A 20,881-nucleotide genomic window follows, 5' to 3' on the forward strand; every position below is an offset into this window, starting at 1 on the left:
CTATATTTTTTTTGTCAATAAGGTTTTTTAAACCTAGCAGATCTTTTTTTATAAGGTCTTAATCAGCTCTTTAAATAGCGTAATCATATTTGGTTCTGCTTTTTCCGCCATAGCAATGATTTCAGAAATATCAACTGGTTTTAAATTTTCTGGATCACATTCGTCTGTTAACACAGAAACGGCTGCAACTTTTAAATTTAAGTGGTTTGCCACAATAATTTCTGGAACCGTACTCATGCCAACAGCATCAGATCCAATGATTTTTAACATGCGATATTCTGCACGTGTTTCAAGTTGAGGGCCAACCACACTAGTATAAACACCTTTGTGTAATGTTATATTGTGTGCTTTAGCAATGCTTTCAAATTTCGCATTAATTTCGGCATCATAAGGTGCACTCATATCTGCAAAACGTTCTCCTAATTCTGAAACGCCTTTAAACGCTAAAGGTGAACCTCCTTGAAGATTAATATGATCGTCAATAAGCATTAATTCTCCTTTTTTATAATTGAGATTAATGGCTCCGGAAGCATTTGAAACCAATAAAGTTTTAATACCTAATTTTTCCATAATCCGTACAGGGAAAGTCACATCTTGCAAGGTATACCCTTCATAAACATGAAAACGGCCTTGCATTACCACAACCTTTTTACCTTCAAGATTACCATAAATAAGTTTCCCTTTATGAAACTCTACGGTTGCTGTAGGAAAGTTGGGAATGTGATTATAACTTGCTTCGGCTATGATTTCAATTTCATTAACTAATTGTCCTAAACCGGTACCTAAAATGATGCCGATTTCGGGTTGATCAAAGCCTTTGCCTTGTAAATATGCTGTGCTTTCTGTTATTTGGTTAATCATTGAGTTGCTGTATTTTTTCTTGTAATTTGATGTTCGATTTATAAAAGTCTGAAGCAATTAAGTCTTCATAGGTGTCAATATCGTTTAAAGTGTCCAAGATACCAACTGAAATTTGATTACTCTGTAACTCTTGTAACGTTAACTGAAATAAATTGGGTTGACTCCATGGTTTGTTGGTGAAAATTTCGGTATTCAATTTAGACATGCCTACCAAATAATAGCCGCCATCTTCTGCTGGTCCAAAAACCACTTCACTCGTATTTAAGGCCTCTAATCCATTTTTTATATGTGTAGAATGAATGTCTGGTAAATCAGAACCAATCAATACGATGTTGTTATAGCCAGCATCAAATCCATCTTTAAAAGCGTTAAGCATGCGTTCTCCTAAATCAGCTCCATGTTGTACCGCTTTAAATTCACCTTTCCATTGGTCATCTACAATAGCATTAGAAAAATAAATGCGTTTATCTATGTCTAATTTTTGAGTTGCTTTTTCAGTAATTTTTACCAATTCGGTGTACACTTCAAACGCACCAAAATCGCCAATAGTTTTAGCGAGTCTTGTTTTTACAGTTCCTAATTTTATGTTTTTAACAAACACAATAACAAGTGATTTATTCATAGATTTTAATGCCTTTTAATAACCATTTACTCCAGTCTTTAGAGTAAGCGTGTACGTGATCTGTTTCCTTTTCTTCGGAATTATATACGGGAAAATTGTTGTTCTTCCATTCAAAAATACCACCAAATAAATTGTAAACATTGGTGTAGCCTTTCTTTTTAAGTTGTTCTGCAATGTCTTCAGATCGAATACCAACAGAACAATATACAACAATAGTTGATGTTGTATCAGGCAGTGTTTTTACAACAGTATCTAAATCGAAATTATCGTAGCCAACATGTATAGCATCCTCAAGATGACTTACATTGTATTCTTTAAGTTCTCTGGCATCCAATAAAATAGCATCCGTTTTTGGCATCGCTAATTCTTGAACAGAAATATAAGGAATACGCTCTTTATTATGAGTTTTTAATAACTCTTGAAGGGTTTCTTGGCTATTTCCAAAGCAACTTAAGAGTAAAAAAGATAAGATAAAGAGGTTTCGCATTTGTGATTAGTATAAATAATTTAATTAACCTTACAATTCTAGTGGTTTTCGTTGTTGCTGTTTTTCGGCTTCAGGTAAAATTTCCATGTTGTCCCAAATCCCTGAAACGATCGTTTTTGCATAAGATTCTGGAAGCAATCCGTTTAGCATTAATTTGTTAGTGAGCGTATGGTTATAGTCTAACTTATAAAAATTTACTTGCAAAGGTTTTGTCGAGTCATCCAAAATAGCAAACCAAACATTGGGTTTTCCATCATTAGCAGGCATACCAATCACACCAGGATTTATCCAAAGTTTATCGCTGTTTTTATGTTCGAAAGGTAGACCACAATGGCCAGCAATAATGATATCACTTTCGGTAGCTTCAAAATTAGAGTGCTTAGTCGCCCAAGCTGTCGATTTGAAAATAAATTCTGAAACATTAAAATACGAACCATGTACAACAGTCACCTTTTGATCTCCCATTGTGAATTGTATATGATCTGGAAGCGTGTCAAGATAGTCAAGTGAATCTTTTGAGAGTTTGCTCTTTGCATACGGATACCATTGTTGTGAAAAACCATCGCATCGTGAACCTTCTCTAAAATCGCAACCACAATCGTCTTCATCATCACGTAGTTGAATTTCTACATTACCAACGATGCTTCTGGCATTCCAGTTTTTAAAAGTTTGAATAGTTTCTTCGGGTTGTGCGCAATAACCAATAATATCGCCAGTGCAAATACAATTTTCTGGTGGAATGCCTTCAGATTCTGCCATAGCAATTAGTGCTTCAAGTGCTTGAAGGTTACTGTAAACACCACCAAAGAGTAATACTTTACCTGATAGTTCTCCTATGTCAACTATGTTTTTATTCATAACATTTTCCACGAAAGTGGACATCTTATTTATTTGATTTCAACCATTTTGGTATGAAATATAAAATATTACAACTTAAAATCCCCCAAATATTAACCCAAAGTAGATCTGCATACTTGCCTTCTGTAAAGATTAAGGCTTCCGGAAACACATTAAAAACCAATGTAAATCCAAATACTAACCCGGTAATAACACTCAAATAGAAACTTATTTTGGGTACTTTAATGTTCCAAAACAGAAAGATGGGGGTTAAACCAATAACCATGGTTCCTGATATGGTGGTTGCGGATAAAATTTCTGCTTCAAGAAAAACAGGTAGTGTTCCTAAAATCGCTATGGCAGCCATGGATGCTCTTCCAAAGGTTAAATCGTTAACCATACCTAAATCAATCGCTAATAATTTTGAAAAGGACGAAAACGTAGAGTCTAATGTTGAAGCGGCTGAGGTAATCATTATAAAATTAATGACTAATAAAATAACCACGCCAAAGGCTTTGCCGACTTCTACGGCTGCTTGACCTTTAAATCCTTGTGTTTGTGCATAGACGCCAATGACACTAAATAGTATAATACAAATAGCACCTAATAAACTTGCCCATAAAAAGCTTTTTCGGGTGACTTTAGGTGAACTGATAAAGGCTCTATCGGTTAAAACCGGATCGTGAAACGGATAACTAAAGGATTGGATAATGGCAGCGAAAAACAGATTTAAACCTAACTCAAAGCTCCAAGTACCTGAGGTAACTACATCAGTAACGCTAAAGGTTTCTATAGAAAAGATATTCCATAAAATTACCATGAGCAGAATACCAAACAATACCATTTGAATGACATCAGTAAAAATAGAACTGCTTAAGCCTCCTTTTATCGCATACGCTAGAGTCAAAATGGTGAAAACGATAATGGCCCAATAATAATTGGAACTGCCTGTTTCTCCAAAATAACTACCAATAACCATGGTGTTACTCCAAACTTCATTGAATAACCTGATGGCAATCAGAATCGAAAACAAAGCCATGGCTCCTTTTCCGAATTTGGTGGTCAAAAACTGATGAATACTTTTAAATCCACCAACAACGCGCATTTTGTAAATCAATAAACCAGCGACAGCAAATGATACATAATAACCAGCATACGCAACACCACCAACAATACCAAAGTCTAAACCTAAATTAGCAGCGTTGGTAATGCTCTTGGCAAAAATCCAAGAAATGATAAGACTTCCAGTAAGCACTAAACTATTAGGTGCTTTCTTTTTATGAACCGCCTTAAAAAATTCGTCTGTAGTTTTTGCTAATGGTGATAATAGAAAGAGTAGTAAACTCGATACGATTATCAATGTCCATTGCCAGTTAATTATATCCATCTCTGTTTATTCGTTCCACCAAACCGGTACGTTTATACTATTGCTGTCCGTTGCGGTTGCAGCAACACTGTAATTTTCAAAATTTAAAGCTGCTTCTTCGGCAGGATAAGGCATTCTAATCGGAATTAAATCATTGTTTAAACTTGCCGAAATGGTTTGCAGTTCGGGGAAACCTGTTCTTCGGTATTCTATCCAACCTTCATAACCATTAATGACATTAGCAATCCATTTCTGCGTTAAGATTTGTTCCATCGGATTTGCACCAATTGAATCATAAGCTGCAGGACCAGAGAGGTAATCTACAGGTAATGCTGTGTTCCAATATTCGAAAGCTAAAGTGACTCCAGAATTATAAAGGGTTTGTGCATCTGCGTTGATAATGCCTTTGGCAGCCGCTTCTGCTAAGGCAAAATGAACTTCCCAAGCGGTAATAAAATTAGCGTCTAAAGTTGAGGTGTCTTCTCTAAAAGTAGTGCTTGCTAAAGAATAATCAGACAAAGCAATAGACGTAGAGGACGCATCAATGCCGTTTAATAAACCATTAAATTCATTGGCAGTTGAATTAGAAAATGGTCGGAATAAACTTGAAAGTCGTGTATCATTTAAACCCACTAAAATCGTTTCCATTGTTTCGGATAAGACAAAATTGTTGAAATCACCAATGCGTAATTGGGCTAACCTAAAACTGTTTGGGTCTGTATTTGTAAAATTAAAAATGGCATTCTCACTGTTGGAAGTGATATAGTTGCCTTCATCAAAAAGGGATTGTAAATCATTAGAAACATCAATTTTATCAGAAATACGCACCAAATGTTTAATTTTTAAGGCATTCGCGAATTTTATCCAAGCGTCTAAATTACCATTAAATAAAATATCGCCTTCTAGCGGAATGGCATTAGCATACGCTTCAATGGCAGCAATACCTTTATCTAAGTTATCTAAAATGCCGTTTTCGTTGAGGTAAATCTCTTCTTGCAAATCATATGCTGGTGTTACTGTGCCGTTAACGCCATTAAAAGCTTCAAAATAAGGAACGTCTCCAAATAAATCGGTTAATCCAGCCGCCATATACGCTTTTAAAATTAATGCAGGACCTTCGTAAACGGCAAAGGTTTCTGTGGTTCTGGCTTGGTTGAGAATAATTTCGTTATCTCTTAAATTGGTATAAAAAATAGGCCAAGGATTGCCACCTAATTGTGGTGATTTTAGCGCATGTCTATCAAATAAATTAAAATCTAAAGCGGTTCTGTGTTGCGCTAATAAATCGCCCGCAACAAAACCTTCGTAGCTCATATTTTCGCCAAAATCATAAATAACTTGTCGCAGTAATAAACTAGGCTGAACAGAACTTGGTGCATTTGGATTGGTATTAATGTCTTCAAAATCTTTGGTACAGCTTGTGGTAAAAATCAAGCTTAAAACCGAGACGATATATATAATTTTTTTCATTGAAAATTTTATTTTCATTCCCTTAAAAAAGGGAAGTTTATTATTTTGTTCACTATTCTTGATATTCTCATTGTTGTGAGAACTAGAAATTAAATCCGGCTTTAAAACCAATACTTCGTGTGGTCGCATAACTCATATCTTCTACACCACTTACAAAACCATTCCCTTGAACCGCTAATTGTTCTGGGTCAAAATGCGGATTCTCAGTAATGGCAAATAGATTATTTCCAACTAACGAAAGGCTTAAATCAGCACCTTCTTTCAATCCTAAAAAGCCATCTTTTATATTGAACGTATAGCCAACGGAAAACTGACGTAGCTTTAAAAAGGAAGCGTCGTAAACGTTGTTTTCTTCGTGATTTCTATCGTAAAACTGTCGGTAATAACTTTCTGCCGAAACCGCTACGGTATTTGCCTGTCCTGTATTTACATTAACACCTTGCGCTACAATTCCAGCATCTGGCCTATAGCTGGTTTCGGCTAATTGACCACCAACATTTCCTAAAGCGCGTGTTCTAGAAACGACTTCGCCTCCTTGTCTCCAATCGAATAAAAAACTCATACTCCAATTTTTATAATTGAAATTGTTACTCCAGCCTAAAGTGAAATCAGGATTGTAATTTCCTAATTTTTTTAAATCATTATCTGCGATAAATCGACCTTCATCATCAATTAAAAATTCGCCATTGTCGTTTTTTTCATAACCTGTTCCATAGAAATCACCAACACGTCCTCCTTCTTCCACTTGAAACCAAACGGTTTGGTTGGCGCTATCATAAATTCTGCTGTAGGCTAGTGTTAATCTGCCATCGGCTTGCGGTAAATCTTTAATTACAGAACGATTCGTTGCGAAGTTAAAAGTGCTATTCCAATTAAAATGATCGGTTTGAATAGGTGTGATCCCTAAAATAATTTCCACACCTTGCGTATTTACGTTTCCACCATTAACCACTTGCTGATTGTAGCCCGAAGAAATAGCCACAGGTAAAGAAATAATTTGGTCTTCGGTATTGGCATTGTAATAGGTAACGTCTAATCGCAATTTATTTTCAAAAAAGCGTAGGTCTGTACCAAATTCATAAGAGGTGGTGCGTTCTGGTTTTAAGTTGGCATTTGGGATAAAATTTTGATCGCTAAATGTGGGTTGACTATTATAAGGGGTTTGCGATACAAAAGCACCTGAAGTTTGGTAAGCGCTAGTATCATTTCCAACTTGTGCCACACTTGCTCTAAGTTTTACAAACGAAAATACGTCTGGCAATTCCGTAATATTAGATAAAATAAAACTCGATGACACAGAAGGGTAGAAGAACGAAGTGCCATCCACGGAAAAAGGTGTAGCTAAAGCACTAGACCAATCATTTCTTCCCGTAATATCTAAGAATAGATAATCTTTATAACCCAGTTTTGCAATACCATAAAATGAATTAATTCGCTTTTCACTTTCAAACTGAAAAACTTCAATTGGTGATGCTGCATTGTTTAAATTGTAAATTCCGGGTTGTGCTAAATTAACCGTTTGCGATTGTTTAGTTGATGCGGTTTGGTTCAGTCTGTTTCCACCTAAAAAGACATCAAGTGAAAAGTGGTTAAACTGATTTTTATAGTTGATCAAAAAATCGGTATTCACTTCTCTAAACATTACATCATGCTCAGCATAAGCACCATTACTGAAACGATTACTACTGTATGCTCTACGTAATTGTCGAGTCTCTGTGCTATAATCCATTCCTGTTCTTAAGGATATGCTTAAGTTTTTAGTCAGTTCTTGTGTAATGGATAGATTTCCAAAAATACGATCGCGATTAAAGGAATTGGTGTTCTCATTTAAGATGAAATACGGATTGTCAAAAAACGTGTAGTTAAAAGAATATTGTTGAGTGCCTTCTAAACCAGGTTGCCAATAATTTTTAAGATTTTCAATATTTAAAGAACGTGGTCCCCAAGCTACTAAAGAGTAATTAGCATTTTCACTTCCATAACCATTAGACGGTCTATTGTCACTACTAGAATTTATGTAGCTAAAAGATGAATTGATTTCGGTATTGTCACTTGGTTGAAAGTTTAATTTAGCAGCAATGGTTTGGCGGTCTAAATTCACGCCAGGAATGATCGATTCACTTCTCAAGTCGGTGAATGATAATCTGTAGTTACCCGAATCAAATCCATTGGACACTGAAATATTATTAATGGTTGTAACACCAGTTTCATAAAAATCCTTCAAGTTATCTGGATTAGAAACAAAAGGTGTTGCTGTGATATCTAAACCATCATAAAGCGCAGTATCTCCACCTCTAACAAAAGTGCCATTTGGTAATTGCACAGGACTATCAAATTGCGGAATTAACAAACCAGTGTCTAATCTTGGTCCCCAAGAATAGGTGATATTATCATTGATGCCGCCTCCAAGTCCATCACTATATTCAAACTGACCAGAATTACCTTGACCATAAGAATTTTGAAAATCAGGTAATCTAAAAGCAGTGTCTACAAAAAGAGAGGAATTAAAACTGATGCCTAAACCTCTTTTGTTTTTGCCGTTTTTGGTTTCAATAACGATAACACCATTGGATGCTCTTGTGCCATATAATGCTGCGGCACTTGGACCTTTTAAAACAGTAACAGAGCCAATATCATCAGGATTGACTTCCATGGCGCCATTACCAAAATCAATTTCTTGAAATCCGGCTGCAGCTTCATTGGTGAAATTAAAAACCGTTTCATTATTTATAGGGACACCATCAACTACAAATAAAGGATTGTTGTTAGAAAAGGACGCTTCGCCTCTAATGGTAATTTTGGAAGAAGAACCAAGACCTGTGGCGCCTTGCGTTACGGTAACTCCGGCTAATTTACCTTGTAGGTTGTCTAGGAAGTTCACCGTTTTTACTTCCGTTAATTTTTTAGCAGAAATGGCTTGAACTGCGTAACCCAATTCTTTGGTGTCCCGTTCTAAACCTAAGGCAGTAATGACCACTTCGTCTAAAGCTGCGGAATCTTCTTCAAGTGCAATATTGATTATAGTTGTATTACCAACACTAATGGTTTGGGTTTTAAAACCTAAAAAGGAAAAAGTAAGTTGTTCGGTACTTGAGTTGACGACAATGCTATATGTGCCTTGCTCGTCTGTTGTTGTTCCATTGCCATTGTTAGATGAGATGTTTACAAACGGTAAAGGTGTGTTTGAAATGGCATCGGTGACGGTTCCAGTAATTGTAATTTGCGCATTGCCCAATAGACATAAGCATAGCAGTAAGCATGAGTAAATGTACTTCATATCACGACCACAAAACGTGGCAATTTTTTAAGATGTGAGAATCGTTAGTTGTAAAAATTCTTGGACTTTAATAGCTTTAAAATCCCTCTTTATAGATGAAGTGATATTGGTGAGCCTTTGTTGTATGGTGATTTAAAGACTGTAGCATATTGAAAAACGGAAGCAGACGTTACAATGGTCTTAATTGTTCTTCGAAGTATTAATAGCAATCGTTTTATCTTAAAATCTAAAGTTTTAAAACTTTCTAAAACGGAGTCGATATCGGAAATATCATCAATATCTGTGAGTATTTCTAAATAAGAAACACTTTCGTTTTGATGTTGTAATTCGGTATTTAAACGCTGTCTTAATTTAGCGGTTTGCCAAGGTAAATTCTGAAAACTAGTTTTATTAAAATGTGTTTTTTTGAAACCCATCAAATAAAAACCTCCATCGGTTGAAGGTCCTAAAACATAGTCTGAAGTTGCTAAGTTTTGAGTTGCTTTTAGAATATGATTGGCTCTAAGATGAGGTATGTCGTTTCCGAGAGAAATAACATGTTCAAAGCCTTTATTAAAAACGGCTTCAATGGCATTAGTAAAGCGCTCGCCAAATGAACTACCTATTTGCTCTTTTTCGGAAAAATGAAAATAAGGTAAATTCGTTTTCTTAACCGTTTTTACAGTATCAGAATCAAGCAAATTAAAGAAGTCAGAAGAAGAAATTGATTTTGAAGTCAATTCTTTTTCTGCAGAATTTGCAAAGATTAATATGGCGGTTTTGTTCTTCATTATGTATTCCTGCGAAGGCAGAAACCTTAATTGGTTTAAATCTGAGATTCCTGCCTTCGCAGGAATTTTGTTATGCTACAACACCCTGACAGCTACTTCCTGCGCCAGCAGTACAACCATAACAATGCTGCGAAATCACAATGTTTCGTCCTTCTAATAATTCTTCGTTAAATTCTGAAATATGTCTCGACTTACTATTTACGGGTAATTCTAGCATCTGATTAAAATCACAATCAAATAAATAACCATCCCAACTAATCGATAAGGTATTGGTACACATCACATTTTCTACAGCAGCCGGATTATAAGCTTCTACTAAAGAATACATATAATCTTCGTAGTTTTCTGAAGCGATTAAATAATCTAAGAATCGTGCGATAGGTAAATTTGTAATGGCAAATAGATTATGAAATTCAATTCCGAAATCGTCCATCAATGCCTTTTTGAAATCCTTTTCCATCGCAACTTGATCACCTGGTAAAAAGGCTCCAGATGGATTGTAAACCAAGTCTAATCTTAGGTCACTTCCTGGCATTCCGTAACCAACAGCATTTAATTCTTGTAAGGCTTTAATAGATTTATCAAAAACACCATCTCCACGTTGTTTATCCGTTTTTCCACGCGTCCAGTGTGGCATAGAACTTACCACGTGTACATTGTGCTTTTTAAAGAATTCTGGTAAATCGTAATATTTTTTATTGGCTCTAATAATAGTTAAATTAGAACGAACTATAAAATCTGTAATACCAACCTTTGAAGCTTCTTCTACAAACCATCTAAAATCAGGATTCATTTCTGGTGCTCCACCAGTTAAATCTAGTGTGTGTGCTCCAGAATTTTTAATCACCTCAAGACATTGTCTCATGGTGTCTCTCGTCATAATTTCTTTTCTGTCCGGACCAGCATCTACGTGGCAATGATCACAAACTTGGTTACACATGTAACCAACATTAATCTGTAGAATTTCTAGTTTTTTTGCTTTTATAGGAAATTGACTCGTTTCTGAAATCTTATCTTTAAAGGTTGGTAATTTACCACTTTTAAAGATGCCATTAGAAAGTATTTCTAATTGTTTATTGCTTTGTGCTAAGTTATTTCCGAGTTTCTTTAGGGACTTTGTTGCCATATATTATTTTAAAGTTGTCTTTTCGAGCGCAGTTGAGAGGTTTAGGTCTCAATTGTACTCGACCAGACATTATCCATCAAGTTTATTAACCTTATTCATCATTTGTACACCATGCACTAAAGTGGCACCGCTTTTTATCGCTGCTCCAACATGTATAGCTTCCATCATTTGCTCTTTGGTAATGCCACGTTGCAAGGTGTCTTTTGTATAAGCATCTATACAATACGGACACTGTTCCGTGTGCGCTACAGCTAAAGCTATGAGTGATTTTTCACGCGCTGTTAAAGCGCCTTCTTCAAATACTTTTCCGTAATAGTCAAAGAATTTAGTTCCTAATTCTTCACTCCATTCGGTAATTTTTCCAAACTTGCGTAAATCCGCAGCATCGTAATATGGTTTCGACATAAAATTATTTTTTGATTTAGAAAAATCAATATAACGATTAAGTCGAAGTTAAATCTTAAAGATTACAGAAAATTTTAAAAGATTGATTTCTATTAAAAGGTTTGGCGCTAGTTTTAAAAATAGAAGAGCATTTCAATCAAAAAACCTTACTTTTAAATTCTCTTTTTTTATTAGAAATGCAAAATTGGATTGAATTACTTTCTGAATTTAAACAAAAGCAAATACCTGTTGCCTTTATAACGGTAACGAAGTGTTTAGGGTCAACACCTTGTGTGGTGGGTTCGCGTATGCTTGTGACTGAGAACAAAGATATTCACGGAACCATAGGAGGAGGGAAGCTTGAATTTAAAGCCATAGACGAAGCTATTGTTGCTTTAAAAGCGAATAGAATTATTGAATCTACCTATACTTTAGGTCCGGAATTTGAACAATGTTGCGGCGGAAAAGTAGAATTTATCATAGAACCCATGAATCAATCACCAGAATTATTTTTATTTGGAGCAGGACATATTGGTGTTGAAATCTGCAAACTTTTAGTCGATACACCTTTTAAGGTGAACCTTATAGATTCACGTGACGATTGGTTTTCTAATTTAGAATTAGACAGCAGTGTAACGACGCATCAAGCCAATGAAACCGATTTTAAATCGTTTAAAGATGCTGTGAAATGGGGACCTAATTGTTATGTTTTAGTGCTGACACATAATCACGCCATCGATTTTGATTTGATAACCATGGCATTACAAAATGAAACTAAATTTTTAGGGTTAATAGGCAGTAAAACAAAAAAAGTACGATTTAATACTATGTTGATTAAAGAGATGGATATTCCTGAAGGGATGACAAATGTGGTTTGTCCAATAGGATTAGATATCGGAGGAGATACGCCAAAAGAAATCGCGATTAGTGTGGTCGCCCAATTACTTCAAGTGCATTATAAATGTACCATCGAAAAATAAATGTTATTTGAATAAGATTGTCCCCTTGAGGGGACTTTAGGGGTGTTTTTGAATAATGAAAAACTTAAAAAGATTCCCGTTTTCACGGGAAGTAGCATGAAAAACAACAAGTCCATCATAGAAAAACTAATAGCACTTTGGGCTTTAAACGAGTCGGGTTTAGGCGGTTTTTTGCATGTATTTAATTCGCCATTTACAGGATTGATTGTAGGTGGCGTGTCCATTTTACTTATAAGTTTAATTGCTTATTATGCCGAAAATAAATGGCAAGCCATCTTAAAGGCATTGGTCATTGTCTTAATTATAAAAATGGCAGTGAGTCCATATTCACCTTTTGGAGCTTATGTTGCTGTGAGTTTTCAAGCGGTTTTAGGAGCGATTTTATTTTCTAATTTCTCATGGAAAGGAGCTACGATAATGGTTTTAGGAATGGTGACCTTTTTAGAATCGGCCCTTCAAAAATTATTAATACTAACCATTGTTTATGGAACAAACCTCTGGGAAGCCATCGATATTTATGGCGCTTGGGTTCAGAAAAAATTAGATTTTGTTTCAGAAACCTCTACAACATCAGTTTTAGTCACCACCTATCTTTTGGTATATGGGATTTGCGGAATTTTAGCTGGGATTTTTATTAAAAACACGATTAAGATTATTTCGAATAAACCAGAAACTGATTTTTATCTTCATCTTGAAACGGATAAACTTGATAAGAAAACCAAAAAAGTAGCTTTTAGAACGAAAGTCATTTGGGTGTGGCTAGGCACAGTTGCGGTTATGGTTTTGGCCTTTTCAATATTTGGAGGTCCGCTTTTTGGGTGGCAAAAAGCCATTTATATTGTATTGAGAAGTTTCTTGATTTTAATGCTTTGGTATCTAGTAATTGGTCCTTTTTTGTTGAAATTGGTTCAGAAATATCTTCGAAAAAAAGAATCTAAATATCAAGAGGATATTGCGAATGCGATGGACTTGTTTCCGTATTTTCGTCAAATTATTGCATTCACATGGAAAGACACAAAACATTTAAAAGGCTACACGCGATTCCAGTATTTTATGGCGAATAGTATTTCTAATTGTATTCACTTTAAAGTGCCTTCAGAATGATATATATCCTCACAGGTGCTGTACGAACAGGAAAAACAACGGCTTTATTAGAGTGGTGTAAAAACCGTGATGATGTTGATGGAGTATTATGTCCGGATAATGCTGAAGGAAAGCGCTATTTTCTAGAAGTAAAGTCTAAGAATGAATTTGAACTTGAAACTGAACTTGACACTGAAGCCATCATTGAAATTGGAAACTTTAAATTTTTAAAATCGGGTTTTGAAAAGGCGAATGCTTATTTACTAGCTGTCGCTTTAGAAAACGAATCGCAATATCTTATTATTGATGAATTAGGGAAGTTAGAATTGAGGAAGGAAGGTTTGCATGATTCGGCTGAAAAATTGATTTCAAATTATGAAAGTAATGAAAACAAGCATCTCATACTTGTTGTTAGAGATTATTTATTGGATACTGTTTTGACGCATTATAGTATTTCTGAATATAAAATTCTTGAAAGGGAAGAATTAAAGAATTTATAAGGTAGTTTTTCTACGTAATTTTAACATGGTACATCAAAATGGAATTATTCAATTCCTAGCCAATACACTAACCTCAACAGTAGTACTTTATCTCAAACTTCAGATAAGTAAAAAAAATAGCTTTGTACCGATTTTAATGATGAATTAAGCCATCGTTACTTAAAAGCTATCTACTTATTAAAATTCTAAGAAACCGAGTTAAATCACTCTTAAAATTAATAATAAACACGTTTTATTAGATGAATATGTAAGTTTTACTTATATTTGTGGTATTAAATAATTGAAGGATGGAGTTTTTAAAGAAATCTACTAAAAAAATTAGCTGTAAAAAAAAGGAAGAATTACCTACGAGGCTAAAAAAATATAACTATGTCTTCAAGGGTAATGTTAGCAATCAATTGTGTGAACAAGATTTGATACAAGATCGTGTACAATATATTGATGCAACGTTAAAAGAAATAAATAAAGACCTGAATAACAGCTTTAATACTCTAGAAAGAAAAAAATTTAAAAAAGTAAATCTATCACAATATAATTATCGATTTAAATCTGATAAGAATTATTATGGAGAAAGAAAAGATGCAAGCACCTATGAATCTAAATCCATAGCACATAATATTTCTTTAAAAAATAGTATTGAAGATTCTTTAAAGAAAAGAGAAATAGTATTAAAAGAAAGGATTGAAGCACAAAAGTCTAAAACAATTATAACATCCACTGATGTTTTAAAAGAAAAGATAGACAAACTTTCTAACGTTATTTCAATTGACCATAAGCTATTTTTATTTATTGGTTCATTTATTATTTCTGTTTTTGATAAGTTATTTAAGAACATTTCTGAGCTTTTAACTGAAGATGAAATAGATGATGCTTATGAGTATAAATATATTATAGAGGAATATGAAGAGATTAAGAAAGCACGCAGACTTATTCGTTCATTGTTAAGACAGATAAGTTTCCATCTCAATTTAACAAAAAAGCTACTTCGGAACCTCAGGCATATATTTACCAAATTACACAGCTTCCACTTCAAAAATTTAGACGACTACGACTCAACAGCTTTAACCTCCGTTTTAGTAGGTTAAGGCTTGAATAAATAAATATTCAGCCTTAGCATTTTAATTTTAATTAAATGCCACAGGCGATGATAGAAAAACATAAATTATTAGAAAAAATTGATGATGCAATAAAAGATAAAAGTACATCACCAAAAAATAAAGACTTATTAAAGGAATTAAAGGGCGAGCTCGTTAGTGCTAAAAGTAAAAAAGAGTACTCCGATATTGTTCTTAAAATAATACAGATTATAGGAGCTATTGTAAAGATATTTTCAGGCTCTGGATAATCGTTGGCAACAATTATAAAATATGGAATTAGGTAAAGTTATCGGTAAACTGATTAAACAAAAAAAGTTAACTCAGGTTGAGGTAGCTGGTAAAATTGGTAAAAGTACTACTGCATTATCACAAATAATAAGGGGTACTTATAACCCAAATCCAGATACATTAGAAAAGTTATGTAAGGTATTAGAAATACCTCAACCAATACTTTATTTTTTAACCATATCAGAAGATGATATACCCGAAGATAAATTAGAACTCTATAGAATGTTAGCACCAGCATTAAGGGATTTTGTATATAGAATATTTGGTGATGAAGTAAACACTTTAGAAGAAAGTATTAATCCAAATTAAGAAGTGTAAAATCATCAAAGCCTACACGAACTTGAAAGTATCGTCCTAATTTAGAAACACTGAATTAGTCCTGTAAGGTTTTTAGAACCTGACAGGTCTGGTAAGTAGATGTTCCGCATCACACAATCTCATTTGTGTTTGTATGGTGAGGTCTTATTTGAAATAGTAGACCTTGCAGGTTTTTCAAACCTAGCAGGTCTGGTAAGCAAGAACATATAATCTATTTGTTCGGCTGTTATCTTGATATGATTTTAAAAAACTTTGCTGCTGTTAATTTGCTTTGATACCTGTCAGGTTTTAAAAACCTTACAGGATATGTACGATAGTAATTTTCTTCTCATTAATGAGATTCCTTTCTTCAAAGGAATTAGGATCAAGAAAAAATAGTCTCACTCAAAGCATAATAAATCGCCATTAAAGCAGAAAAAACGGCAGATCCAAGAAACCTCCATTTCAGTCGGAATCGATTTTGAATAATATAATTTGCCATAAAAGAAATAGGAATATTCACCAAAAACGACCAAAACGCAATCTCTAAAAGATTAAAACCAATAGCTTCAAACTGACCTGAAAATAATTTAATAAACAGTAAATGTCTGGCGACCCACAAGGGGTTAAAATAGGCTATTGCTAAAATAGTTTTGCTTAATGTGGCTTTAGCACCTTTTCTAAACTGTGTTGTTTTTACAATCCAATCAAAATAATTCGGGATTTCAAACGCATAAAAAGTAGCGCCAATACACATCATGCCTAGTAAGCGATGCCAGATGAATTCACCAAGTAAAAGAGCAGCAATAGTATCACCAGCACTGTAAATTAGTGCGCCTTTAAGGATGTTTTGTTTTTTGTAATGTAGAGCGATAAGGCGTTTATTTATTGTGATTGTTTACACCCCTAAAGTCCCCTCAAGGGGACAATAGTACCAATGTTTATTTTTTGGAATGTCCCCTTGAGGGGACTTGAGGGGTGTTCTTTGTTCATTTTTTATTTTCATACAACCCCATCAAAACCTTCTCAGGTGTCATCGGTGCATGAAATTCTAAATCATAATTAGAATTAAAAGCCTTTATCGCATTTTGAAGTGCAAAATAAGCGCCAATACCATACATTAATGGTGGCTCACCAACGGCTTTAGATTTTAAAATCGCCATGTCATTGCCTTCGGTTTCTACAGGAATCACTTCCACACGTTTTGGTACAGAAAATATATCAGGTACTTTATAAGTGGATAAAGCATTAGATAATAATCTACCGTCATCATTATAGGCGATTTCTTCCAAAGTCATCCAGCCGATACCTTGTATTAAAGCACCTTCTACCTGGCCTAAATCAATACCTTCACTCATGCTTTTTCCGTAATCGTGTACGATTTTAACGGAGTCAAATTCGTAAGTGCCACGCGTGCAATCTACAGTCACCGTTGTAATCGCTGTTCCGTATACGTGATAGGCAAAAGGATGTCCTTTTTCTTTGGTTTTATCAAAGTGAATTTCTGGTGTGGCGTAATGGGCATTTTCAGTTAAAGCGACACGTTTTAACATGGCACTATTAATAAGTTCTGTCCAGGATAATTCTGATGGTTTATCATTTATAAAGACAGATTCATCTTTTAAAGTAATATCCTTTTCTGATACATTTAAATCTTCTGAAGCTACTAGTTTTAAGCGTTCCACTAAAGCATTACAAGCCATTAAAGTTGCTTTTCCATTTAAATCTGCCGTAGAACTCGCAGCAGAAGGCGACGTATTAGCAACACGCGTCGTATTGGTGGTTTCTATTTTGATTTTATCAATAGGAATCGAAAATACATCTGCAGCAATCTGCATCATTTTAGTATTTACACCTTGACCCATTTCGACAGCCGCTGTGCTTATGCCAACACTGCCATCTAAATAAATATGAACCAAAGCACGTGCATGATTCATTGGTGTATTGGTAAACGAAATACCAAAAGTAATTGGCATAAACGAAAGCCCTTTTTTGAAGGCTGTATTATTCTTATTGAAATCAGCAACTTCTTGTTCTAAAGCGTCACTATTAAATATGTTTTTAGCAGAATGCCATGTGTTTTTGGCTTCTACTTTTTTTGCAATTTGTCCATAGGAGAACGTGTCATTTTCATCTAACAAATTCGCTTCCTGAATTTGTCTAGCTGAAACCCCAATTTCAGAAGCCGCTTTTGCAATCGCAGACTCAATTACAAACATACCTTGTGGTCCACCAAAACCTCTAAAGGCCGTATTTGGTGGTAAATTGGTTTTGCAACTCAACACTTTTGTGGTCACGTTTGGTACGTAATAACTATTGGTAGCATGAAACAAAGTACGTTCTGCAATCGCAGGTGATAAATCTGCTGCTGCTCCAGAATTTTGTAAAAATTCGGTTTGGTAAGCTAAGATTTTTAAGTCTTTAGATAATCCAATTTTATAAGTGCTTTCATAAGGATGACGCTTTCCTGTCATGCGTAAATCATCATGACGATTCAGTATCAATTTTACCGATTGATTTAAATGATAAGTCGCTAAAGCAGCCATCACAGCCCAAGGTGTGGCTTGATCTTCTTTTCCACCAAATCCTCCACCAAGACGTGTGACATCGACTTCAATTTTATGCATGGCAATGCCTAGAACTCTAGCTGTTGTGGCTTGTACAGCTGTTGGGCCTTGCGTAGATGAAGTGATTTTTATATTGCCATTTTCCATTGGTTCAGCGTAAGCTCCTTGTGCTTCAATATATAAATGTTCTTGTCCGTTGGAAAAGGTTTCCCCTTCAAAAACATAATCACATTCTGCAAATGCTTTTTCGGTATCACCTAAACTAAAAGAGCGTGGTGCGTTGATAAAACTACCTTTTGCTTTGGCTTCTTTTGCTGTGGTGATGACTGGTAAATCTTCAATTTCAATCTCGATTAAACCTCTTGCTTTTCGTGCAATAAATTCAGATTCGGCAACAATTAAGGCAATTGGCATGCCCCAAAAATGAACCTCGTCTTCCGCAAATAAAGGTTCGTCTGCGATGATGCCTCCAATTTCATTTTCACCTGGAACATCTTTGTAGGTAAAAATACGTTCGACACCTTCTAGAGCTTCAGCCTTAGAATAATCGATATGTTTTATTTTTCCGTGTGCTTTTGGTGAGTCAAAAACCACGGCATGAAAGGTACCTTGTCTAATATTAACATCATCAACATATAACGATTCACCACGAACATGCGTATAAGAATCTAAGTTTTTAATGCTTTGTTTTAATGACAGAGAAACGGCGTCTAACTTAGTGTTTAAGACTTTATTTGATTTGTTTTTATGCATGTTGAACAAAATCGTTTAAGGTGAAATTATTAGGGAACAACTCTGTAAAATGTGCGAAAAACAATTGTCTTGCAAGCAAACGTTTATAGTCGGTTGTTCCTCTAACATCGCTAATTGGACTAATTTCCTTTTGAAGTATCTCGTTAGCTTCTAATATCGTTTCTGAACTCAGTGGTTTTCCTGTTAAAAAAGCTGAGGTATTGTGTAAATACTTCGGAATTGCAGCAACACCACCAAGAGAGACATGAGCTTCTGAAATGGTGTCATTTTCAACTGATAAATGTATAGCTGAATTGACACTTGCAATATCTAAATGGGTGCGTTTACAGACTTTTTCAAAATTGAAAAAAAACTCTGCTGTAGGTAATTTAAAGCTGATTTCTTTTAGAAGTTCACCTTCCTTTAAATCGAATTTTTTATAACCTTGATAGAAGTTTTTTAGAGCAATATGTCTCTCTTTTTGATTTTGATTTGTAATAGTAATATCACTATTTAAAGCTAAAAAGAATATGGTCATATCACCAATTGGTGAGGCATTAACTAAATTTCCACCTAAGGAAGCCATGTTTCTAATTTGCTCTGAAGAGACTAGTTTTAAGTGTTTTCTTAAATTTGGTAAAATGCTGTTTAACTCTGTGTGATTCCATAAATCAGAAACGGTTGAGTTGGTTCCGATGGTACAAATTCCGTTTTCAATTGTAATTCCTTTTAAATAATCTTTCTCGGCAATTAGATGCACGTCGTTATCCGCTAAGTGATCTGCTTTTTGGACGTATAAGTCTGTTCCTCCAGAAACATATTTTCCTTTGGGTTGATTTATATATTTTCCTTCAATATCTTTTAAACGTTGTGGAATGCTTTCGAAATATTCTGGAATAAATCCATTTTCAATTAACCATTTAAAAGAATTTTTTTCTTGATGCTCTAGTTTTTCAACCACTTGATGTGCAGCTTTTTCAATGGCTTTATAACCTGTACATCTACAAATGTTTCCACTAATAGCGTCAATGGCATTGCTGTAATTGTTTTCTGAATTAGATAAGGCAAAGCCAGTTAGAGCAACGACAAAGCCTGGTGTGCAAAATCCGCATTGGGTAGCGTAATTTGCTTTCATGGCTTCTTGAGCTGTGGTGAGTTTGTGTTTTAGATTGGTGCCTTCAACCGTTACAATATGTTTGCCGTGCGCATTTCCTAAAGGTGAAATACATGAAGTAATACTTTGGTATTCCATCGTATCGTCGTTTAGTGTACCGACCAAAAGTGTGCAAGCACCACAATCGCCTTCACGACAACCAATTTTGGTTCCTGTTAAGCGTTGTTGGTAACGTACAAAATCCAGTAAAGTGGTTCCGGAATGTTCCGATGTTTTAATGGTTTTGTTATTTAGGATGAAGGTGATCATGTTAGTTATTTCAATTATAAATGAATTAAAAATGTAACGATAGCGTCACTTCGAGTGAAATTCCCTTTTCAGAATTTTCTAACGAGAAGCTTTTTTTAATGACAAAAGTTCTCGATACATTTCGACTCAAAAGTCGAAACACTCGAACTGACGTATTGGATTATTTAGTATTCCGTTTTATCTAGCTTTTTAGTCCATTCTTGAAATGGCTCTAAAGCAATCTCGCGAGCTAATTGCTCAAAAGGAATACTACGTTCTGAGTATGGTAATGGAATTTCCTTGTAAATAAATTCATCATCAAAACCAATATTTGCAGCGTCTACTTGGTTACTTCCATAATATACTTTGTCTGGTCTCGCCCAATAAATAGCGCCTAAACACATTGGACAAGGCTCGCAAGAGGTGTAAATTTCACAACCATCTAGTTGAAAAGAATCCAAGTTTTTACAAGCGTCTCTAATCGCTGTAACTTCAGCATGAGCCGTTGGGTCGTTAGTAGAGGTAACTTTGTTATTTCCGCGTCCTACAATTTTTCCGTCTTTAACAACGACACAACCAAATGGTCCTCCTTCGTTGTTGTTCATTCCTTTTAAAGCTGCGTTTACAGCTTCTTTCATGTATTGTTCTTTATCTGTCATATATAATTGTTGTCTGTTTTTGAAACCTATGTTTCAATAAAGATATTAAATTCAAATATAATAAGGTATTTGCAAT

At 34.8% G+C, this 20,881-nt stretch carries 20 protein-coding genes; 6 read left to right on the plus strand and 14 right to left on the minus strand.

Annotation, left to right across the window (positions count from 1 at the left end; translation table 11 throughout):
• Positions 1-48 precede the first annotated feature (48 nt).
• From DFQ10_RS03045 to DFQ10_RS03090, 10 genes are all read right to left on the minus strand, one after another.
• Positions 49-861 (minus strand): purine-nucleoside phosphorylase, encoded by an 813-nt coding sequence (locus DFQ10_RS03045; protein ID WP_115815943.1) that lies wholly within the window; start codon positions 859-861, stop codon positions 49-51.
• On the minus strand, positions 854-1,483 hold the full coding sequence (locus DFQ10_RS03050; RefSeq protein WP_115815944.1) for a TIGR04282 family arsenosugar biosynthesis glycosyltransferase: 630 nt from the start codon (positions 1,481-1,483) through the stop codon (positions 854-856). The genes DFQ10_RS03045 and DFQ10_RS03050 overlap by 8 nt, the downstream gene beginning before the upstream one ends.
• On the minus strand, positions 1,476-1,970 hold the full coding sequence (locus DFQ10_RS03055) for a rhodanese-like domain-containing protein (protein ID WP_115815945.1): 495 nt from the start codon (positions 1,968-1,970) through the stop codon (positions 1,476-1,478). The genes DFQ10_RS03050 and DFQ10_RS03055 overlap by 8 nt, the downstream gene beginning before the upstream one ends.
• A 30-nt stretch (positions 1,971-2,000) precedes the next feature.
• Positions 2,001-2,828 carry a metallophosphoesterase family protein gene (locus DFQ10_RS03060; RefSeq protein WP_115816426.1) on the minus strand — a complete coding sequence of 276 codons (828 nt, stop codon included), beginning with the start codon at positions 2,826-2,828 and terminating at the stop codon, positions 2,001-2,003.
• A 25-nt stretch (positions 2,829-2,853) separates the two neighbouring features.
• Positions 2,854-4,194 (minus strand): sodium:solute symporter family transporter, encoded by a 1,341-nt coding sequence (locus tag DFQ10_RS03065; RefSeq protein ID WP_115815946.1) that lies wholly within the window; start codon positions 4,192-4,194, stop codon positions 2,854-2,856.
• 6 nt (positions 4,195-4,200) lie between these two features.
• Complete coding sequence (locus DFQ10_RS03070) at positions 4,201-5,643, minus strand: SusD/RagB family nutrient-binding outer membrane lipoprotein (protein WP_115816427.1); 1,443 nt, start codon at positions 5,641-5,643, stop codon at positions 4,201-4,203.
• Between the two features lie 82 nt (positions 5,644-5,725).
• Positions 5,726-8,920: a SusC/RagA family TonB-linked outer membrane protein gene (locus DFQ10_RS03075; RefSeq protein WP_115815947.1), complete on the minus strand. Its 3,195-nt coding sequence runs from the start codon at positions 8,918-8,920 to the stop codon at positions 5,726-5,728.
• An 89-nt stretch (positions 8,921-9,009) separates the two neighbouring features.
• Positions 9,010-9,690, minus strand: a complete 681-nt coding sequence (locus tag DFQ10_RS03080) for a DUF2064 domain-containing protein (protein WP_115815948.1) — start codon at positions 9,688-9,690, stop codon at positions 9,010-9,012.
• A 70-nt stretch (positions 9,691-9,760) separates the two neighbouring features.
• A complete protein-coding gene (arsS, locus tag DFQ10_RS03085; RefSeq protein WP_115815949.1) occupies positions 9,761-10,816 on the minus strand; it encodes an arsenosugar biosynthesis radical SAM (seleno)protein ArsS in 1,056 nt (351 codons plus the stop codon).
• Positions 10,817-10,885: 69 nt separating this feature from the next.
• Positions 10,886-11,221, minus strand: a complete 336-nt coding sequence (locus DFQ10_RS03090; protein ID WP_020895861.1) for an arsenosugar biosynthesis-associated peroxidase-like protein — start codon at positions 11,219-11,221, stop codon at positions 10,886-10,888.
• Positions 11,222-11,397: 176 nt separating this feature from the next.
• Here DFQ10_RS03090 and xdhC point away from each other — a divergent pair, with 176 nt between their 5' ends.
• The 6 genes from xdhC to DFQ10_RS03120 all read left to right on the plus strand — a co-directional run bounded on the left by xdhC (position 11,398) and on the right by DFQ10_RS03120 (position 15,457).
• On the plus strand, positions 11,398-12,180 hold the full coding sequence (gene xdhC, locus DFQ10_RS03095) for a xanthine dehydrogenase accessory protein XdhC (protein WP_147299168.1): 783 nt from the start codon (positions 11,398-11,400) through the stop codon (positions 12,178-12,180).
• Positions 12,181-12,276: 96 nt separating this feature from the next.
• Positions 12,277-13,284 carry a hypothetical protein gene (locus DFQ10_RS03100; protein WP_115815951.1) on the plus strand — a complete coding sequence of 336 codons (1,008 nt, stop codon included), beginning with the start codon at positions 12,277-12,279 and terminating at the stop codon, positions 13,282-13,284.
• Complete coding sequence (locus DFQ10_RS03105; RefSeq protein ID WP_115815952.1) at positions 13,281-13,763, plus strand: nucleoside-triphosphatase; 483 nt, start codon at positions 13,281-13,283, stop codon at positions 13,761-13,763. Before DFQ10_RS03100 ends, DFQ10_RS03105 begins: the two co-directional genes overlap by 4 nt.
• 287 nt (positions 13,764-14,050) lie before the next feature.
• A complete protein-coding gene (locus DFQ10_RS03110) occupies positions 14,051-14,848 on the plus strand; it encodes a hypothetical protein (RefSeq protein ID WP_115815953.1) in 798 nt (265 codons plus the stop codon).
• A gap of 59 nt (positions 14,849-14,907) precedes the next feature.
• Positions 14,908-15,108, plus strand: coding sequence for a hypothetical protein (locus tag DFQ10_RS03115; protein ID WP_147299169.1), 201 nt, complete (start codon positions 14,908-14,910; stop codon positions 15,106-15,108).
• Between the two features lie 22 nt (positions 15,109-15,130).
• Positions 15,131-15,457: a helix-turn-helix domain-containing protein gene (locus DFQ10_RS03120; RefSeq protein ID WP_115815955.1), complete on the plus strand. Its 327-nt coding sequence runs from the start codon at positions 15,131-15,133 to the stop codon at positions 15,455-15,457.
• Positions 15,458-15,830: 373 nt separating this feature from the next.
• Here DFQ10_RS03120 and DFQ10_RS03125 read toward each other — a convergent pair whose 3' ends face one another.
• The 4 genes from DFQ10_RS03125 to DFQ10_RS03140 form a co-directional block, all read right to left on the minus strand.
• Entirely contained in the window at positions 15,831-16,205 is a 375-nt protein-coding gene (locus DFQ10_RS03125; RefSeq protein ID WP_220352396.1) for a hypothetical protein, read from the minus strand.
• Between the two features lie 229 nt (positions 16,206-16,434).
• Positions 16,435-18,765, minus strand: coding sequence for a xanthine dehydrogenase molybdopterin binding subunit (locus DFQ10_RS03130; RefSeq protein ID WP_115815957.1), 2,331 nt, complete (start codon positions 18,763-18,765; stop codon positions 16,435-16,437).
• Positions 18,758-20,167: an FAD binding domain-containing protein gene (locus DFQ10_RS03135; protein ID WP_115815958.1), complete on the minus strand. Its 1,410-nt coding sequence runs from the start codon at positions 20,165-20,167 to the stop codon at positions 18,758-18,760. The genes DFQ10_RS03130 and DFQ10_RS03135 overlap by 8 nt, the downstream gene beginning before the upstream one ends.
• A 164-nt stretch (positions 20,168-20,331) precedes the next feature.
• Positions 20,332-20,805 carry a nucleoside deaminase gene (locus DFQ10_RS03140; RefSeq protein ID WP_115815959.1) on the minus strand — a complete coding sequence of 158 codons (474 nt, stop codon included), beginning with the start codon at positions 20,803-20,805 and terminating at the stop codon, positions 20,332-20,334.
• Positions 20,806-20,881: the final 76 nt, after the last annotated feature.

It is taken from the genome of Winogradskyella eximia (assembly GCF_003386165.1).
Lineage (GTDB): Bacteria > Bacteroidota > Bacteroidia > Flavobacteriales > Flavobacteriaceae > Winogradskyella > Winogradskyella eximia.

What these genes read in the sequence shown, in the direction of transcription:
- DFQ10_RS03045 (WP_115815943.1), bottom strand. Translation starts at nt 861, where the DNA reads ATGATTAACCAAATAACAGAAAGCACAGCATATTTACAAGGCAAAGGC.
- DFQ10_RS03050 (WP_115815944.1), bottom strand. Translation starts at nt 1,483, where the DNA reads ATGAATAAATCACTTGTTATTGTGTTTGTTAAAAACATAAAATTAGGA.
- DFQ10_RS03055 (WP_115815945.1), bottom strand. Translation starts at nt 1,970, where the DNA reads ATGCGAAACCTCTTTATCTTATCTTTTTTACTCTTAAGTTGCTTTGGA.
- DFQ10_RS03060 (WP_115816426.1), bottom strand. Translation starts at nt 2,828, where the DNA reads ATGAATAAAAACATAGTTGACATAGGAGAACTATCAGGTAAAGTATTA.
- DFQ10_RS03065 (WP_115815946.1), bottom strand. Translation starts at nt 4,194, where the DNA reads ATGGATATAATTAACTGGCAATGGACATTGATAATCGTATCGAGTTTA.
- DFQ10_RS03070 (WP_115816427.1), bottom strand. Translation starts at nt 5,643, where the DNA reads ATGAAAAAAATTATATATATCGTCTCGGTTTTAAGCTTGATTTTTACC.
- DFQ10_RS03075 (WP_115815947.1), bottom strand. Translation starts at nt 8,920, where the DNA reads ATGAAGTACATTTACTCATGCTTACTGCTATGCTTATGTCTATTGGGC.
- DFQ10_RS03080 (WP_115815948.1), bottom strand. Translation starts at nt 9,690, where the DNA reads ATGAAGAACAAAACCGCCATATTAATCTTTGCAAATTCTGCAGAAAAA.
- arsS (WP_115815949.1), bottom strand. Translation starts at nt 10,816, where the DNA reads ATGGCAACAAAGTCCCTAAAGAAACTCGGAAATAACTTAGCACAAAGC.
- DFQ10_RS03090 (WP_020895861.1), bottom strand. Translation starts at nt 11,221, where the DNA reads ATGTCGAAACCATATTACGATGCTGCGGATTTACGCAAGTTTGGAAAA.
- xdhC (WP_147299168.1), top strand. Translation starts at nt 11,398, where the DNA reads ATGCAAAATTGGATTGAATTACTTTCTGAATTTAAACAAAAGCAAATA.
- DFQ10_RS03100 (WP_115815951.1), top strand. Translation starts at nt 12,277, where the DNA reads ATGAAAAACAACAAGTCCATCATAGAAAAACTAATAGCACTTTGGGCT.
- DFQ10_RS03105 (WP_115815952.1), top strand. Translation starts at nt 13,281, where the DNA reads ATGATATATATCCTCACAGGTGCTGTACGAACAGGAAAAACAACGGCT.
- DFQ10_RS03110 (WP_115815953.1), top strand. Translation starts at nt 14,051, where the DNA reads ATGGAGTTTTTAAAGAAATCTACTAAAAAAATTAGCTGTAAAAAAAAG.
- DFQ10_RS03115 (WP_147299169.1), top strand. Translation starts at nt 14,908, where the DNA reads ATGATAGAAAAACATAAATTATTAGAAAAAATTGATGATGCAATAAAA.
- DFQ10_RS03120 (WP_115815955.1), top strand. Translation starts at nt 15,131, where the DNA reads ATGGAATTAGGTAAAGTTATCGGTAAACTGATTAAACAAAAAAAGTTA.
- DFQ10_RS03125 (WP_220352396.1), bottom strand. Translation starts at nt 16,205, where the DNA reads ATGATGTGTATTGGCGCTACTTTTTATGCGTTTGAAATCCCGAATTAT.
- DFQ10_RS03130 (WP_115815957.1), bottom strand. Translation starts at nt 18,765, where the DNA reads ATGCATAAAAACAAATCAAATAAAGTCTTAAACACTAAGTTAGACGCC.
- DFQ10_RS03135 (WP_115815958.1), bottom strand. Translation starts at nt 20,167, where the DNA reads ATGATCACCTTCATCCTAAATAACAAAACCATTAAAACATCGGAACAT.
- DFQ10_RS03140 (WP_115815959.1), bottom strand. Translation starts at nt 20,805, where the DNA reads ATGACAGATAAAGAACAATACATGAAAGAAGCTGTAAACGCAGCTTTA.